This window comes from Paraperibacillus marinus (assembly GCF_046237605.1).
In the GTDB taxonomy this organism is placed as follows: domain Bacteria; phylum Bacillota; class Bacilli; order Bacillales; family DSM-1321; genus Paraperibacillus; species Paraperibacillus marinus.
The window spans coordinates 2,837,841-2,853,494 of record NZ_CP143542.1; the positions used below are offsets into that span (position 1 = coordinate 2,837,841).

20 protein-coding genes are annotated in these 15,654 nt (G+C 45.5%); all 20 read right to left on the reverse strand.

Annotation, left to right across the window (positions count from 1 at the left end; translation table 11 throughout):
* Positions 1-15: 15 nt before the first annotated feature.
* A complete protein-coding gene (fliP, locus tag V1498_RS14275; protein ID WP_409294365.1) occupies positions 16-681 on the reverse strand; it encodes a flagellar type III secretion system pore protein FliP in 666 nt (221 codons plus the stop codon).
* Positions 674-1,318, reverse strand: coding sequence for a flagellar biosynthetic protein FliO (locus tag V1498_RS14280; protein WP_409294366.1), 645 nt, complete (start codon positions 1,316-1,318; stop codon positions 674-676). The genes fliP and V1498_RS14280 overlap by 8 nt, the downstream gene beginning before the upstream one ends.
* A gap of 31 nt (positions 1,319-1,349) precedes the next feature.
* Positions 1,350-1,712 (reverse strand): response regulator, encoded by a 363-nt coding sequence (locus V1498_RS14285; RefSeq protein WP_409294367.1) that lies wholly within the window; start codon positions 1,710-1,712, stop codon positions 1,350-1,352.
* Positions 1,713-1,727: 15 nt separating this feature from the next.
* Complete coding sequence (gene fliY, locus V1498_RS14290) at positions 1,728-2,930, reverse strand: flagellar motor switch phosphatase FliY (protein ID WP_409294368.1); 1,203 nt, start codon at positions 2,928-2,930, stop codon at positions 1,728-1,730.
* The gene (gene fliM / locus V1498_RS14295; protein ID WP_409294369.1) at positions 2,920-3,918 is read right to left on the reverse strand and encodes a flagellar motor switch protein FliM; all 999 of its coding nucleotides are present in this window, start codon (positions 3,916-3,918) and stop codon (positions 2,920-2,922) included. The genes fliY and fliM overlap by 11 nt, the downstream gene beginning before the upstream one ends.
* A gap of 37 nt (positions 3,919-3,955) precedes the next feature.
* A complete protein-coding gene (gene fliL / locus V1498_RS14300; protein WP_409294370.1) occupies positions 3,956-4,390 on the reverse strand; it encodes a flagellar basal body-associated protein FliL in 435 nt (144 codons plus the stop codon).
* The gene (locus V1498_RS14305) at positions 4,380-4,613 is read right to left on the reverse strand and encodes a flagellar FlbD family protein (RefSeq protein WP_409294371.1); all 234 of its coding nucleotides are present in this window, start codon (positions 4,611-4,613) and stop codon (positions 4,380-4,382) included. The genes fliL and V1498_RS14305 overlap by 11 nt, the downstream gene beginning before the upstream one ends.
* Before the next feature lie 49 nt (positions 4,614-4,662).
* Entirely contained in the window at positions 4,663-5,856 is a 1,194-nt protein-coding gene (flgF, locus tag V1498_RS14310; RefSeq protein WP_409294372.1) for a flagellar basal-body rod protein FlgF, read from the reverse strand.
* A 66-nt stretch (positions 5,857-5,922) separates the two neighbouring features.
* Complete coding sequence (locus tag V1498_RS14315; RefSeq protein ID WP_409294373.1) at positions 5,923-6,312, reverse strand: TIGR02530 family flagellar biosynthesis protein; 390 nt, start codon at positions 6,310-6,312, stop codon at positions 5,923-5,925.
* Positions 6,313-6,330: 18 nt separating this feature from the next.
* Positions 6,331-6,969 (reverse strand): flagellar hook assembly protein FlgD, encoded by a 639-nt coding sequence (gene flgD, locus V1498_RS14320; protein WP_409294374.1) that lies wholly within the window; start codon positions 6,967-6,969, stop codon positions 6,331-6,333.
* A gap of 9 nt (positions 6,970-6,978) precedes the next feature.
* Positions 6,979-8,262, reverse strand: a complete 1,284-nt coding sequence (locus V1498_RS14325) for a flagellar hook-length control protein FliK (protein WP_409294375.1) — start codon at positions 8,260-8,262, stop codon at positions 6,979-6,981.
* 18 nt (positions 8,263-8,280) lie between these two features.
* Complete coding sequence (locus V1498_RS14330; RefSeq protein WP_409294376.1) at positions 8,281-8,895, reverse strand: MotE family protein; 615 nt, start codon at positions 8,893-8,895, stop codon at positions 8,281-8,283.
* A gap of 8 nt (positions 8,896-8,903) precedes the next feature.
* On the reverse strand, positions 8,904-9,347 hold the full coding sequence (gene fliJ, locus V1498_RS14335) for a flagellar export protein FliJ (RefSeq protein WP_409294377.1): 444 nt from the start codon (positions 9,345-9,347) through the stop codon (positions 8,904-8,906).
* 2 nt (positions 9,348-9,349) lie between these two features.
* Positions 9,350-10,669 (reverse strand): flagellar protein export ATPase FliI, encoded by a 1,320-nt coding sequence (gene fliI, locus V1498_RS14340; protein WP_409294378.1) that lies wholly within the window; start codon positions 10,667-10,669, stop codon positions 9,350-9,352.
* A 3-nt stretch (positions 10,670-10,672) separates the two neighbouring features.
* Positions 10,673-11,434: a flagellar assembly protein FliH gene (fliH, locus tag V1498_RS14345; RefSeq protein WP_409294379.1), complete on the reverse strand. Its 762-nt coding sequence runs from the start codon at positions 11,432-11,434 to the stop codon at positions 10,673-10,675.
* Positions 11,427-12,446, reverse strand: coding sequence for a flagellar motor switch protein FliG (fliG, locus tag V1498_RS14350; protein WP_409294380.1), 1,020 nt, complete (start codon positions 12,444-12,446; stop codon positions 11,427-11,429). The genes fliH and fliG overlap by 8 nt, the downstream gene beginning before the upstream one ends.
* Positions 12,447-12,458: 12 nt before the next feature.
* Positions 12,459-14,051, reverse strand: a complete 1,593-nt coding sequence (gene fliF / locus V1498_RS14355) for a flagellar basal-body MS-ring/collar protein FliF (RefSeq protein WP_409294381.1) — start codon at positions 14,049-14,051, stop codon at positions 12,459-12,461.
* Positions 14,052-14,106: 55 nt separating this feature from the next.
* The gene (fliE, locus tag V1498_RS14360; RefSeq protein WP_409294382.1) at positions 14,107-14,421 is read right to left on the reverse strand and encodes a flagellar hook-basal body complex protein FliE; all 315 of its coding nucleotides are present in this window, start codon (positions 14,419-14,421) and stop codon (positions 14,107-14,109) included.
* Positions 14,422-14,431: 10 nt separating this feature from the next.
* Complete coding sequence (gene flgC, locus V1498_RS14365; protein WP_409294383.1) at positions 14,432-14,890, reverse strand: flagellar basal body rod protein FlgC; 459 nt, start codon at positions 14,888-14,890, stop codon at positions 14,432-14,434.
* Between the two features lie 2 nt (positions 14,891-14,892).
* Positions 14,893-15,285 carry a flagellar basal body rod protein FlgB gene (gene flgB / locus V1498_RS14370; protein WP_409294384.1) on the reverse strand — a complete coding sequence of 131 codons (393 nt, stop codon included), beginning with the start codon at positions 15,283-15,285 and terminating at the stop codon, positions 14,893-14,895.
* Positions 15,286-15,654: the final 369 nt, after the last annotated feature.

A 15,654-nucleotide genomic window follows, 5' to 3' on the forward strand; every position in this document is an offset into this window, starting at 1 on the left:
TCTTCTTTCACCTGCTTAAAAGGATTGCAGCAAAGACTTTACAACTAAATACCAGCCGTCCACCAGGACAAACAGCAATATTTTAAAGGGCAGAGATATCATGACGGGAGGAAGCATCATCATCCCCATTGACATCAGGACGCTGGCAACAATCATATCAATCACCAGGAAGGGTATGAATATCATGAACCCGATCTGGAAGGCTGTTTTTAATTCGCTTATTGCATACGCTGGCACCAGTGCCGTAATCGGTATCTCATCAATGCTTTTTGGCTTGTCTATTTTTGCATACGCCAGGAACAGTTCAAGGTCTTTCTGCCTCGTGTGCGCGCTCATGAATTCCTTAAAGGGCACTGCAGCCCGTTCATAAGCTTCTTCAAGTTTGATTTTATTGTCAAACAGCGGTGTCAATGCCTTCTCATTCACTTCCTGAAATGTTGGTGCCATGATGAAGAACGACATAAACAGTGCCAATCCAACCAAAACCTGGTTGGGCGGCATCTGCTGGGTGGCGAGAGAAGTCCTGACAAAACTCAGTACAATGATGATCCTTGTAAAGCAGGTCATCAGGATCAGGATGCTCGGTGCAAGCGAAAGGACGGTGAGCATCAATAAAAGCTTTACTGAAGTGGAAACATTTTCGGGAGAAGAGGTGTTAAAGAACTCCATAAATTCATTCATCCTTTCCTCCCCTTTCTTTTACCCCATTCATAGCCTTTTTCCTTGAAGATAAAACTTCATCCAGCTGGCTTTTCAGCTGTGTGGCGAAGCTTTTTTCTGATGTCTGGGTTTTATTCCGGTTCAATAGCTTTGTGATGAGATCCGCAGGCTGCAGCATGCCGTCCAGACCCTGATTGTGCTGCTCTATAAATGAGTTTATTTCATCTCTATCATCAATCTCTCTCAATAGCTGGATGGTCTCGCCCACACCAACCACCAATATTCGTTCCCCTACTTTTATCAGCTGAATGGAACGGCTGCCGCCAAGGGATGTTCCACCCAGATTTTCTAAAACACCGGCTTTTTGAAACGTACTGTTCTTCTTCTTTAAGAAGCGAAGCACTAAATAAAGAAGAGCAACTACGAAGATAGTTGCCATTGCCATCCGGAAGAAGTCCGAGAATGAAAGGGCCGCGCTATTTGTGTCATTCTGGGCTGTGCCGGCCGGGCTTTCATTCCCGTTCACTTCCTGTTTGTCAGGGTGTTCATACCAGTCTTTGACACTCTTATCAACTTGCTTGGCATCCGCCCCCGCAGATACACCGAAGAAAGCAATTGACAGCAGAAGCAGGATCCTTAACGTTTTTTTCAACAGCAAGATATGACACCCTCTTAATCTATTTAATCCTTTAACCCAGTGTTTTACTGATTGCCTCAAGCACCCTGTCCGCCTGGAAAGGCTTGACGATGAAGTCCTTAGCGCCTGCCTGGATGGCGTCAATCACCATCGCCTGCTGGCCCATGGCGGAACACATGATGATTTTTGCAGCAGGATCACTCTGTTTGATCTCCTTCAATGCTGCAATACCGTCTTTTTCTGGCATTGTGATGTCCATAGTCACCAAATCCGGCTGGTGCTCTTTATATTTTTCGATAGCCTGCTGGCCATCCGCGGCTTCGGCAACTACATCGTATCCATTCTTAGTAAGAATATCTTTGATCATCATACGCATGAAAGCTGCGTCATCTACAATTAAAATTCTATGTGCCATTGTTCTTCCCCCAGATTATCGTAATTTTTTTATTCTATCAGATTGGCTGATGATATCTGTTACTCTTACACCGAAGTTCTCATCGATTACGACTACTTCACCCGTCGCCACCAGCTTGTTATTAACCAGTACATCCACCGGCTCTCCCGCCAGCTTGTCCAGTTCAATGATGGATCCCGCTGAAAGTTCGAGAAGTTCTTTAACCGATCGTTTAGTCCTGCCAAGCTCAACTGTTACCTGAAGAGGGATATCGAGGAGCAGGTCCAGGTTTCCTGATGCCGGTTCATGGACAGCAGCCGGTGAAAAGCTTTCGAATGTAGCCGGCTGAACATTTACCTGCTGTTGGCTGGAATAGCTGTTCGAACTGAAATGCTGCGATTCCCTCTGTACAGGCTGGCTGTAGGCAGGGTTATGACTTTCCTGCACCTGTGCCCGCTCAGGCTGGGAAGCGTGCTTCTGGTGTTCTTCCTGCACAGGAGTGTGATTTGGCGCTTGTCCGGCCGTACCAGCGGAAACGGAAGCCGGTGCTTCCGGAACAGGTGGATTCAGCAGGTCATTTACCAGGCTTTTAGCAAAAGTAAGCGGCAGCAGCTGCATAATATCTGAATCAATCAAATCCCCGACCTTAAGCCTGAACGAAATCCTGGCAAGAAGATCTTCTTCCGGAATGGAATCAGCACCGGATCCTTCTTTCATATTCAAAAGATCTATGCTTGGAGGAGAAATATCAACTTTTTTATTGAAGATGGTCGACATCGAAGTTGCAGCCGATCCCATCATTTGGTTCATGGCTTCCTGAACGGCGCTCAACTGGATTTCACCCAGCAGCTCGTCCGGATTTTTCCCGTCTCCGCCAAGCATGAGATCCGCGATGATCGCAGCATCGCTCTGCTTGATGACAAAGAGGTTGATCCCCGTGAAACCTACTGTATAGCTGACTTGAATACCCACATATGGATGAGGAAATTCCTCTTCAATTTTTGCGGCAGGTATGGCATCAACAGAAGGAGTCGTAATTTCTACTTTTTGGTTCAATAGTGTGGAAAGAGCCGTGGCAGAACTGCCAAATGAAATATTTCCGATTTCACCAAGTGTGTCTCTTTCCATAGAAGTAAAATAATCGTCAATATTCAGGGATGGAGATGCTTCTTCCAAGTCAGCCGTACCTCTTAGCAATGCATCTATTTCATCCTGAGACAGCATTTCATCACTTACCATCTTCGTCTCCCCCCTCTAATTTATCAAGAATCTGCACAGCCAGCCTTTTGCTTGCTTTGCCGGGCTGTGCGATGAATTTTGGTATGTCCCCGACTTTTATGGTCAGCGGGGAATGAATCAGCTGATTCAGTTCAATGACATCTCCCGTATCGAGGGACATAAAGTCCTGTATGCTTATTTCTGTGGTACCGAGTTCAGCAACAACCGGAAGTTCCGCTCTCTTGATTCGATTCTCAAGCACTTCCACTTCCTGAGGCAGACGTTCTTTTTGGGCGGTCTGCATCCAATAATGCACAGAAAGCTTTGGCATGATCGGTTCAAGCACCACATGCGGAATACAGAGATTGATCATCCCGGTAGTCTCGCCGATTTGAGTATTCAGTGAAATGACAACCACCGTCTCATTCGGCGAAACCATCTGGAGGAACTGCGGATTGACCTCGAGTCCCGTGAAAATCGGGTCGATCTCAGCGACCGATGACCAGGCCTCCTGCATATGTTCAAATGCTTTTTCAAACATGTTCGACATCAGTTTTGTTTCAATTTCTGTAAGATTTTCCACCTTATTCACACTGACTCCGCGCCCGCCCAAGGTCCTGTCAAGCATCGTATAAGCAATGTTCGGATTCACTTCCATCAGGATGCTTCCATCCAGCGGCGGTACATCGAAAATATTTAAAATCGTCATCTTTGGAATGGACCTGATAAATTCTTCATATGGAATCTGGTCTGCCGAGGCCACAGTGATCTGGACATAAGTCCTCAGCTGTGCAGAAAAGAAAGTGGTCAGAACACGGGCAAAATTCTCATGAATCCGGGTAAGGCTCCTGATCTGATCTTTGGAAAACCGCAGCGCCCTCTTGAAGTCATAGACTCTGACCTTTCGCTCTGTTTCTTCTTTCTTTAACTCATCTGCATCCATTTCTCCAGTGGAAATGGCTGATAGCAGTGCATCTATTTCACTTTGCGACAAAATTTCGCCTGACAACTTCCATCACCCCCAAAAAACCATTGTATTGTCACTGCTATTGTAGTATGGAGGAGGTTATATACACTTTAACGATTTTCCCTTCCTGCATCAGGCTGCCGATCCTGCCCTTTAACAGCTCCTCGAATTTCTCCTTGCCAGCTTTACCTGTCAGGTCCGCTGCCTTCATGTCTGACAACTCGGAAACAATGATATTCTTGACCTGGAAATTCCTTTTCTCCAGTTCCTCTTTGGCATCCTTGCCGTCCGTCTGGACTGTGAACGATATTCTGATAAAGTCACCGCTGGATAGGTTGGTCGTAATTTCAGGAACCTCTACCGAAGCTTCGACAATTTCATCAATATTCGGCTGGGCGTGTGCTTTTTCATCGCCTGTAAACTTCATCACAACAACAAGTGCTATGCCGCCGATCAGGGTAATGGACAAGACTAAGATCAGCATGATGGTTACCAGCTTCTTTTTAATTTTCATCCCCCCCTTTCATTACAGATTCAGGATTGGCACTTAGGCCTAAAACACTGACTGTCTTATAAAACCGGGTAATAGAATGGATAATTTCTTTTTCACTCTCTGAGACTATAAATTTCTTTCCATTGGAAAGGGAAATGGTTGTATCTGGATTAGACTCCACGGTTTCAATAAAAACAGCATTGATATGAAACTTCTTCCCATTCAATTTTGTTACTTCTATCATTTATCCAAGAGCCGGACCGGACACATCCGGCTCTCTACCTCCCTTTACCTTAACGTTTTAAATTCACAAGCTCCTGCAGAATTTCATCTGACGTAGTGATGATCCTGGTATTAGCCTGGAAACCGCGCTGTGCTGTGATCATTTCTGTAAATTCCTCTGACAGATCAACATTGGACATTTCAAGCGAGCCAGCGGCAATCGTTCCCAGCCCGTCGCCAGGTGTGCCGATATTCGGCGTTCCGGAGTTAATGGACTGCTGGAATAAGTTCCCTCCAGCCTTCGTTAAACCAGATGGATTGGAAAACTTCGCAAGCGCAACCTGACCAAGTGTGGTAACAAGGCCATTTGAATAGACGCCGTTAATTTCACCCATTTGGCCTATATTGAAGCTTTCAAGAGAGCCTTCGGAATTGCCGTTTGGTGTAACGAGGGCTGTTGATTGATTGCCGCTTTGCACAAGGTCCTTCAGATCCACTGCTGCATTTATTGTTTTACCGTCAGCAGTCAAACTCCAATTTAGGGCTGCAGGAGAAGCTTTTCCTGCTGCATCAAAGGTAATGGTATCAGCTCCGGCGCCTACCGTAGCTCCATTCCCTGTCACTTTCCACTGAGTTGCTGATTGTTTAGTGAACTTCAGCTCTACTTTATGTGTTTCTCCATCACTGTCAACTACCTCAATCTGCTGGATATAATCTGTGTTATTAGTAGCTTTTTCACTCAAAGCACCTGCTATTTTTGCTGTATCAGTAGGCGTGGCTGACATGACTGCATTCACATTGACTGTCACATCTCCATAATTATTGGTCACTTGGCCAGTTGCCGGATCCATTTTAAAAGCCTGTACCTTATAGCCGTCCGCATTGACCAGATTCCCGTCATTATCGAGATACATATTTCCAGCTCTTGAATAAAACTCGGCATCGCCTTGCTTGACCACAAAGTAGCCGTCACCGTTGACCGCAAGATCAAGTGATCTCCCAGTAGTCTGAAGGCTTGACTGGGTGTGGATGGTATCGATGGTTGCCATGGTGGAGCCGAGTCCGACCTGCATCGGATTTTTCCCGCCCCGGTTGGCCTGGGCTGCGCTTGCTCCTGATATTGTCTGGTTCATCGTATCCTTGAAGGTCACCCTGCCTTTTTTAAATCCGGCAGTATTTACATTCGCAATATTATTCCCGATTACATCAAGCTTTGTCTGGAAGTTTTTCATTCCGCTGATTCCTGAATACATAGATCTAAGCATTGTTTTTCCCCTCTCTGTATGGCTGCGTCTGTCGGTCGGCAGCCGGGCTTCCCCATCGGGTCCAGCCTATTCCATTATTATAGTTCCATTGATATTCGTGAAAATCTGAGCCGCTGCTTCTTCCCTGCCCATGGCAGTGATGACCGTATTGTTCTTTGCACTTACGATCAGGGCGGCATTCTTTGTTAATACCAGTGACTCTGTTACTCCCATTTTCCAAGCTTCCTGCACCTTTGCCCCAATTCTTGTCCAGCCGGCTTTATCTATATCAATATTTCGGTCAGCAAGACGAGCCTTAGCGTGCTTGCTTATGATGAGTGTGTTCTGCTTCTGGCTGGCTGCGGTATTCAGCTGTTCGGCAAAGCTAGTTTTGCGGAAATCAGCCTGTTTAGTCCCAATCTGGCTTTGAATGGGATGCAGAGTTGGGGAAATGGGTCTGTAATTTACCTTTTCCATGGCAGCTGCCCCTCAATTTTATGAAGAAATTTTTATAATCTGGCTGGCATTTATTTTTGTAGCGCCTGCGTCATTCATTTCAAGATAGCTTTTCCCATCCTTAATGCCTGCAGCTTTTACTTCTGCCGTTTTTTCCTGTTTGGCATCATCCAGCCAGGAGATGACTTTTCCAATCAACTCGCTTGCCTGCATGAGATTATTGTCTGAGCTTGATGGAGCTGAATTGATTTCTGAAACATTGCCTGGTTCGAGCTTTGTTCCGTCTTCAAGGATAAACTGGGCGGTGTCTTCCTTAAATTGTACAGACGCGACCGTACCCTTACCCTGTTCCACTTTTGGGCCTTCTTGAGTCTCTGTGATCTTATGCCATGAAACATTTTTACCGACAAATTGATTATAGGAAATCAACTGTGACTGCTGCTGCATGGTTACAAATTTATCGATTGACTTACCCATGTTCGTAATTTGCTCAAGTGTGGAGAAAGTGGCCATCTGGGCAATAAAGTCTTTATCCTGCAGCGGATTCGATGGATCTTGGTTCTGCAGCTGTGTCATTAATATTTTCAAAAAGTCATCTTTTCCTAGATTGTCACCTGAGCTCTTTTTTGTTTGCTGCTGATAATTGCTAAGCAGAAGAGAAGATTGTATCTTATCCAATTCATTCACCTACACTTTCATGTTTACTAGAGCTTCTTCCAGAGTTTCATTAAAACCGCTGTCCGTTTCATCACTGCGGTTATCCTTTTGAGACTGGTTGAATTCCTGCTGCTCTTTTTGCTGCCCTTCCCTCTGGAAATATTTCTCGCCAGTGAATTGGCTCATGGCCTGGGAAATTTCCAGTTTTTCGATGTGAAGATTTTGGGAAGTGAACGCCTGCTTCAGGTTGTGAATATGATGTTCAAGGGTTTCCTTGGCAGCGCTCGTAGACGCCAGGATCCTGGCAGTAACCATTTGATCTTTTTGGATTATTTCAATCCGGAGCGAGCCAAGATGCTCGGGATTCAGTCTGATGAATAACTTTTGCATTCCATTCGCATTTGTAAATCCTGCTTTCGCCAGGATATTTTCGAACTGCTTGATGAATTGTTCCTGATTTACCGGCTGGCTGCCTTTGGACATGGTAAGGACAGGAAGATCATTTTTGTTAACCGATATATGCAATGTTGGGTGCACCGGCAGAATCTCCTGGACGGACACTGTTTGTGATTTTTCTGCGGATTTTGTGTTTATGCTTCCTTCAATTCGGGTATAAACTTCTTGGATTATTTTTTTTGCAGTGTCATTTGTAACCGGCTGTGCGGACAGGCTGTGCCCGATTTCCCTGCGGCTGGCTGTTGCTTCCAGACTTCCCCTTACCGTCTCTAGCAGGCTGGCAAGCTTCTTAACAAGAGCGGAACCTTCTTCCGGCATATCCATGAATGGTGCGGAAAGCTCTGCAAACTTTGAGAATTGAAGTACTTCTTTGACAGCTTTCATATCCAGGTGCTTTAATTCTTTGACGGGCATTGCTGTAATTTGGGTGAGGATGGCAATCAGGCTGCTTATATCCCCCAAACTGTCCTCTTTGTCTTTGTCTCCATGAGCCTTATCCATTCCCAAATCCTGAAGAAGTTTTTCGATGGAAGACCCGAGCGAACCAGAGGCAATCATCCCTTCCGCCATTGGGTGGTCGCTGATGGATGCTTCCCCTAAAATCAGCTTCCTGGCAAAGAGTCCGCCCCCCTCCATATCCTGCAGACTTTCCATGGAAAGAAGGCCGATAAGTTCCTTCAGCTCCCCAAGCTGCTGGATTTCAGCAGGGTTCGTTCCTTCCAGTGCGGCTCCTGTATCTTGGAGACTTGCAAAAACAGATCCAAAAAGCCCTGCATTGACTGTTTGACCGCTTTTGCTTCCATCGCTGGCCATGGTTCCTGCCTGAACAACCGGAGCAGTGCTGATGGCTGTATTCATTTTTTCACCTCCTTTCAATTATTGGGCAGAGCCGCTGCCTTCCTTCTCGACATTTACAGTCAGTTTCTGAGTGAGGGACGCGGCTTCTGCCGGCTCCATTTTCTCAAGTATTGCTGCAAGTGTTTCACTGCTTAGGTTGGAAAGAATTTTGACTGCCTCGTTTTCATCAAGCTCTGAAAGGATCGGGGCAGCCTTCCCAGGAGACATGTTCTGGTAGGTCTGGATGATATCCTTGAATGCTTTTTTATTCTCATCCTTTGCCTTCGTCAATTCGACGATTTCCTGATCCAGCCTTTGTTTTTCAATTTCGTTGCTGCTGATGACTTTGTCGCGGCTGTCTATAATGCTTTCCAGCTGGGATATTTTCGCCTCATTTTTTTTCAATGTATCCTGCAGACTCGCAATCTGGGTTTCATACCTTTTGGCAGGAGGCTTTTTTTCCTCTTTGACCAGTTCTTTGATTCCCGGAATCTTTTCCCCTAAGCCTTTGGCAGCCTTACCTGCATCTATCCCGGCGGCCTTCAGGATGACGATTGTAAATATGCTTGCTGCGATAAGAGGAATGAGGATTACGAAAATGAACCACTGAACCCTATTCTGCCTTTTCTCCTCAAGCTCTAATTCCTTGTCCAATTTCTCACCTACATTTCCCGGCTTACATACTGCTGGATAGAAATCTCGTCCATCTGCCGGCTTTCTTCAAACTTGATCACATCCAAAAAGTTTTCCAGGTCTTTTTCTTTGATTTTTTCATATTTGCGCACTTCTATATTGGATTCAGCCAGTTTCTCCTGAAGAATGTTCATTTTAAGCCTTGCATCGATTACCATTTTTTGCTGGTGGCTGATGATTTTCTCGAGATTTTCCATGAATTGCTGATGATGCCTGATATCCTGCACAGGCATTCCAGCTTTCAGCTTTTCCTGCTGAAAAGAGTGAAGATCCTCTTTTTTCTTCAGCAATCTGTACAGCTTTTCTGCAGATTCTTCAAACTGCTTCAAAGATTCGCTGTATTTAGAAAAGGCATCTCTTTTCTCTTTTTCTTTTAAGGATAGAAGCTTCTCAAACTTATAATGATACTGCATGGCTATTCATTGCCCTCCATTAATTTTAAAAGCCTCTCTATACTCTCATCCTTCGAGACCTTTTCACTTGTACTCTGTTTGAGAAATGAAATGATTTCGGGGTATTTCATGATGGCTTCGTCAATTTCTTTGGAAGAACCCCTTTTATAGGCACCGATATTGATCAAGTCTTCTGAATTAATGTAGGTAGAAAGCAATTCTCTTAATCTTTCAGCCATTTTGACATGCTGGCCATCCGCAATATTGTTCATGATCCTGCTAATGCTTTTCAGCACATTGATGGCTGGATATTGGCCCTTGTTGGCAAGTGAACGGTCCAGGACAAAATGGCCGTCCAATATCCCCCTGACTGTATCAGCAATCGGTTCATTCATATCATCTCCATCCACAAGCACCGTATAAAAGGCAGTGATTGAGCCATGTACGTTAGTGCCTGTCCTTTCCAGAAGACGAGGCAGGATCCCGAATACAGAAGGCGTGTACCCCTTTGTGGTCGGCGGCTCTCCGACAGCAAGCCCGATTTCGCGCTGTGCCATCGCCACCCGCGTCACTGAATCCATCATCAGCATGACATTCAGACCTTTATCACGGAAATACTCGGCGATGGCTGTCGCAGTAAAGGCGCCCTTAATCCTCATGAGGGCCGGAGAATCCGACGTCGCAACAACTACGATGGACCTTCTCAGTCCTTCCGGGCCGAGGTCGCGTTCGATGAATTCCCGAACTTCCCTTCCTCGTTCCCCTATCAGGCCAATGACGTTTAAATCCGCCTTGGTATTACGGGCTATCATACCCAGTAACGTACTTTTACCAACACCACTGCCCGCAAAAATCCCGACTCGCTGGCCATTCCCGACCGTCAGGAGGGAATCGATCATCCTCACCCCTACATCAATGCTTTCTGAAATGGGCGGTCTTTCCATCGGATTCGGCGGATCTTGTTCAGTAGGTACAGATGCAAGTCCCCGTGGCAGTGAAGATCCATCGAGGGGCATGCCTAATGAATCGATCACACTGCCGATGAGTTCGGCCCCAACCTTTATTTCAAGCGGACTGGACGTTGTTTCTACCAGGCTTCCCGGTGAAATATCACTGACGGCGGTATATGGCATGAGGATGACATTTTCATCCTTAAAGCCGACGACTTCGGCCCTTATCCTATTCTTTTTCCCCTTGTTCCCAGTATGGATATAACAGACATCCCCGACTGAGCTCTCCGGTCCCTGAGACTCAATCATCAGGCCTACGACCCGTTTGACTCTGCCATAATGCTTGAAAGTATTCACATCATCTATCATTGGAAGCAAGTCACATGCTTTCACTTTTTACTCTCCCTCTAATAGCTTTAGCAGCTTTTCCTTAATCTCCAGAAGCTGGCTGTCCACGCCTGCATCAATCCGTCCATGACTGGATTCAATTACACAGCCCTGTTCATCGATGTCATCATTAGGATAAATGTAAAAGTCAGTTTCCCTCGGGAACAGGGAGCTTAGGCTCTCCTTTTCCGCAAGCAGGAAGCCGTAGCGGGAAGGATGGATATGAAGCTGGACTTCTTTAAATTCCCGTGCTTCCTTCACTGCCCTTTTCACCAGGGGAAGGAAATGTTCAGCCGATTCTGAAAGCTTGATGCCTATGATTTTTTCGGCGACTTTTATACTTAATGAAAGGATGGCAGATTCTGACGATTCTATATGAGCTTTATAATCCAGGCGCGCTTTATCCACTGTATCCCGGGCTGTCTGTAATTGTTCTGCCATTTCTCCCGCTATCTCATCTTGTCCGGCCTGCCGTCCTTCCAAAAAACCCTCCTGCCAGGCCTGCTCTTTCCAGGCAGGAAGCAATTCGTCTTCCCATCTCTGTTTCTCGGATTCTGCATGGCTCCGGATCTTGTCTGCTTCTGCATTTGCGTATGAGATGATTTCTTCGGCTCTTTTCTCCGCTTCCAGAACATGATCCATATCAGGAGCCGGCGAAAACATTTCAGAAGCTTCCTCGCTCGAAATCAGGAATGATTCGAGCTTCCGAATGCTGATTGTCTTATTTACGGGTTCTTTATAGGAATGGGCAGATTTTATGATTCTAGACAATGATGTCATCTCCTCCGCCGCGTGCAATCACGATTTCTCCGGTCTCTTCAAGACGTCTGATTACCGCCACGATCCTCGATTGTGCTTCTTCGACATCACGAAGCCTTACTGGTCCCATATATTCCATTTCCTCTTTGAAAGTATCCACCATGCGTTTGGACATATTTTTAAAGACAATGTCTTTTACCTCTTCGCTTGAAACCTTCAGGCTGAGCATAAGATCTTCATTCTCCGCATCACGGATGACTCTCTGGATGGCCCTGGAATCGAGTGTAACGATATCTTCAAACACAAACATTCTTTTCTTGATTTCCTCGGCTAGCTCCGGATCCTGAATCTCCAGCGCATCAAGGATTGTCCTTTCTGTTGCCCTGTCCACTCCGTTCAACACTTCCACAACCGCTTCTACCCCGCCGGTCTGGGTGTAATCCTGTGTAACGGTGGCTGACAGCTTGCGCTCCAATATCTGCTCAACTTCATTGATGATTTCCGGCGAGGTGCTGTCCATCACCGCAATTCTCCTGGCAATGTCTGCCTGAACTTCCTGCGGCAGCTCTGAGAGAATCTGTCCGGCCTGTGCCGGGTCCAGGTAGGAAAGAATGAGAGCTATCGTCTGCGGATGCTCATTCTGTATAAAATTCAAAATCTGGCCTGGGTCAGCTTTTCTGGCAAAATCGAATGGGCGCACCTGCAAGGAAGAAGTAAGCCTGTTGATGATGGCTGCCGCCTGGTCGGTGCCAAGCGCCTTTTCGAGGACCTGCTTGGCATATCCGATACCGCCTTGGCTGATATAATCCTGGGCGATGGCAATGTTATGGAACTCTTCCATGATTTCTTCTTTATTCTTCGAGTCCACTTTCCTGACCCCGGATATTTCAAGCGTCAGTCTTTCTATTTCCTCTTCGGACAGATGCTTGTACACAGAAGCTGAAACATCAGGACCAAGGGAAATCAGCAGTATGGCTGCCTTCTGTTTACCGCTTAGCGCGCCTTTTTTCTCTTTTACCGACAATCTTGTCTCCTCCTATTCTTCTGTTATCCATGTTCTAAGCAATTTAGCAAACTCTTCAGGGCGTTCCTTTGCCAATCTCTCCAGCTGCTTTTTGCGCAATGTTCCTTCTGTCTCGTTTTCTTCTGTGACATCAGGTATTTTGAGGTCAATCTGTTCTTCAATGATGATTTCTTCTTCTGTCTCATCTCTTCTTCGGCGGAGAAGAATCACGATTACAACAATAAGGGCTGCCAGCAGGATACCGCCGGCAATATATGCCCATAACGGAATTTTATTTCCCTGTTCATCAGTAAACTCCATCTTCCCATTGAAAGGCTGTACCGATACAGCAATCTTGTTATTGATATCCTGATCTGTGACGGTTTCCGGAAGATACTCTTTATCGATGGAAGTACGGACAATAGTGCCAAGCACCTTCGTGATATCATCCACCCTTTCCTGAGGGAGAGAATTAATATCATTCTTTTTCGGCGGTTCGACCATTACCTGGATTCCAAGATCCCGGAGCTTATATGGACTTTCCACAATATCTTTCTTGATTCTGTTGATCTCATAGTTGATAGTGTCTTCTATCTTTTCATAATCCCCGTTCTGGTTTGATCCTTCAGCATAGTTCGTGCCAAGTGTATCTGACGTATCTTCCGCCTGCGGAGTCCCGCCGGGAGCAGCACCTTCGCCAGAAAATGTTTCCGTTATTTTTTGGGCACTCAGCGCGATGCCTTTCATATTTTCCTTATCAACCGGTTCCACGAGGTTTTCTTCTCTGTTTTCTTGGGTAAAGTCTACATCAGCAGTAACTGAGACAACCACCTTGTCCCTTCCCATCAGGGTACCGAGCATGTTCTGCACCTGGCGCTGAATATCCCGTTCAATTTCTTTTTTCATCTCATGCTGAGCTGTGAATACTGTGCCAGATTGAAAATTATTTTCATTTTTCAGGTCAAAATACTCAAAATTCTGATTCATGATGACGATATTATCCTCAGGCAGGTTAGGCACGCTTTTTGCTACAAGGTGATAAAGCGACTTGATCTGACCCTCCTGGAATTTGTATCCGGGCTTTGTATTCAGCACAATGGAGGCAGACGCTTCTTCGGCTGAATCACTTACGAAGATCCCCTTTTCCGGAAGGCTGAGCATAACCTTGGCTTCCTCCACTCCGTCAATCCCTTTTATCAGATTGGACAGCTCTGTCTGCATGGAGTCCAGCTTGACTACCTGAAATTCGTTGTCAGTCATACCGAAGCCGGCATTCTGACTGAAAAATGAATAATCAATGCTGCCAGATTCCGGAATGCCTTCCGCTGCCAGTTCCACTTTCAAGGCATCCACGTTTTCATCCGGCACAAGGATGGTTTTTCCTTCATCGGCAATTTCAGAAGGAATTCCCCTGCCATCCAAATTTTCCTTGATTGTACCAGTTTCAGAGGGTGCCAGATTGCTATAGAGTGGAACCATGTTCTTCTTGGCAGAAAATATGGCAGCCGCAGTAATGAGCAGCAGTACCAGGATGACAGAGGCGATCAGCAAAGTTCTTTGTTTGCTCGATCTCCTGCTCCAAAACCCAGTTATTTTATTTTTGAAATTTCCAATAAATGCGTTCATCCTGTTCCCCCGGTTTATCTATGATTCTTATATCGAAAGTCTGCTTCATGCAGCACTATACCTGCATCCTCATTACTTCCTGGTATGCTTCTACCACCTTATTACGCACTTCCATCGCTGCCTGCAGGGTAACCCCTGCCTTCTGGGAAGCGATCATAACCTGGTGAAGGTCTACATTCTCCCCCATGGCAAGCTTTGTTGTCATCTGTTCAGACGCTTTTTGAGTTTCATTGATTTTTTCAATTGAATCTTTAAGTACGGACGCAAAATTCGATTGTGCTTCGGATGGTGTACTGAGTGTATTCACCTGGTTTTTTAAATCTGGTGCCTCCGCCTTAAATGGCTGCAGTGCATTCAATCCATTAATCATTATCCGCCACCTACTTTCCTATCTCGAGTGCCTTCAGGAGCATCCCTTTGGATGCATTGAGCACTGTTACGTTTGCTTCGTACGACCTCGTAGCGCTCATCAAGTCAACCATTTCCCTTAATGGATCGACATTAGGCATTTGTACATATCCGTTTTCATCCGCATCAGGATGCTCCGGGTCATATACCAGTTTCGGAGGGGTTTTATCATCATTTATAATTCTGGCTGCCCGGACTCCATGCCCGGCTGAGTCAGCACCCGATGCTTTATTAAAATAACTGGCAAAACTGCCTTCCTTTGACTGCAGGACAACGCTCTTGCGCTGGTATGGCTCCCATTTGCCTGTTTCAGCATTGTATGTACCCCTCGTCGTGTCCACATTGGCCATATTGGACGAAATCACATCCATCCTCAGTCTCTGTGCGGTCAGGGCGGAAGCCGTCGTATTCATGCTATGGAATATACTCATGATCATCTGCCGCCTTTAATGATTGATTGTAGAGTTTGGAACTTTCCGCTGATTTGCTGGGTAATGGCATTATAATAAATTTGATTTTCTGCCAGGCTGCTCATTTCTTTATCAACATCGACGGAGTTCCCATTATGGTTATACTGCACATCGTTCCTTGTGAAGACACCGGTCTGACCCGAACCTGCCAAGAAATTAAAATGTTTCGGATTTGTGCGGTAGGCTTTCACGATTGAGTCCTGCTCCTGCTGAAGGATCGCCTTGAATGAGGCATCCTTTGCCTTATAATTCGGAGTGTCAGCATTTGCTATATTCTGCGAGATTACTTTTTGTTTCAAAGAAGAGTAATCCAGCGCCCGCTCCAGCGTATTTATTGAACTTGAAAAGAGATTCATCGAATCCACCTCGACATGAAATATTATACAAAAACGAGAATTTTGTAGAAACAGGCCATTTTTTGTAAATGAAACACATAACTTATTGTAATTAAACCTTCAGACGCTGTCTATGACCTAAACAGCAAAAAACTGTGTTAATAGTCCTATTTTTGATAAATAAGTTACACAATTGTGTCATTTGCATTACAGAGCCCTTTTTAAATCAGCGTATTTAACTAGGAAACATCTAGAAACTTTTAAAAAGGAAAAAAATAAAATTTTTAGTTTTATTACTTGAGTAGGTATTTTTACCTAAATCTTTTTAGCTATTTTCCATCAGTCCCACTGAGGCGCATTTAGCGTATGGGGGATTACATAGAAACCTCC

Excerpts from the sequence above, each read along its gene's own strand:
- fliF (WP_409294381.1), bottom strand. The coding sequence starts at position 14,051 with ATGAACGCATTTATTGGAAATTTCAAAAATAAAATAACTGGGTTTTGG.
- fliY (WP_409294368.1), bottom strand. The coding sequence starts at position 2,930 with ATGGTAAGTGATGAAATGCTGTCTCAGGATGAAATAGATGCATTGCTA.
- flgF (WP_409294372.1), bottom strand. The coding sequence starts at position 5,856 with ATGCTTAGATCTATGTATTCAGGAATCAGCGGAATGAAAAACTTCCAG.
- flgB (WP_409294384.1), bottom strand. The coding sequence starts at position 15,285 with ATGAATCTCTTTTCAAGTTCAATAAATACGCTGGAGCGGGCGCTGGAT.
- fliJ (WP_409294377.1), bottom strand. The coding sequence starts at position 9,347 with ATGCAGTATCATTATAAGTTTGAGAAGCTTCTATCCTTAAAAGAAAAA.
- fliL (WP_409294370.1), bottom strand. The coding sequence starts at position 4,390 with ATGAAAATTAAAAAGAAGCTGGTAACCATCATGCTGATCTTAGTCTTG.
- V1498_RS14285 (WP_409294367.1), bottom strand. The coding sequence starts at position 1,712 with ATGGCACATAGAATTTTAATTGTAGATGACGCAGCTTTCATGCGTATG.
- flgC (WP_409294383.1), bottom strand. The coding sequence starts at position 14,890 with ATGAGTATATTCCATAGCATGAATACGACGGCTTCCGCCCTGACCGCA.
- fliE (WP_409294382.1), bottom strand. The coding sequence starts at position 14,421 with ATGATTAATGGATTGAATGCACTGCAGCCATTTAAGGCGGAGGCACCA.
- fliP (WP_409294365.1), bottom strand. The coding sequence starts at position 681 with ATGAATGAATTTATGGAGTTCTTTAACACCTCTTCTCCCGAAAATGTT.
- V1498_RS14315 (WP_409294373.1), bottom strand. The coding sequence starts at position 6,312 with ATGGAAAAGGTAAATTACAGACCCATTTCCCCAACTCTGCATCCCATT.
- V1498_RS14305 (WP_409294371.1), bottom strand. The coding sequence starts at position 4,613 with ATGATAGAAGTAACAAAATTGAATGGGAAGAAGTTTCATATCAATGCT.
- V1498_RS14325 (WP_409294375.1), bottom strand. The coding sequence starts at position 8,262 with ATGAATACAGCCATCAGCACTGCTCCGGTTGTTCAGGCAGGAACCATG.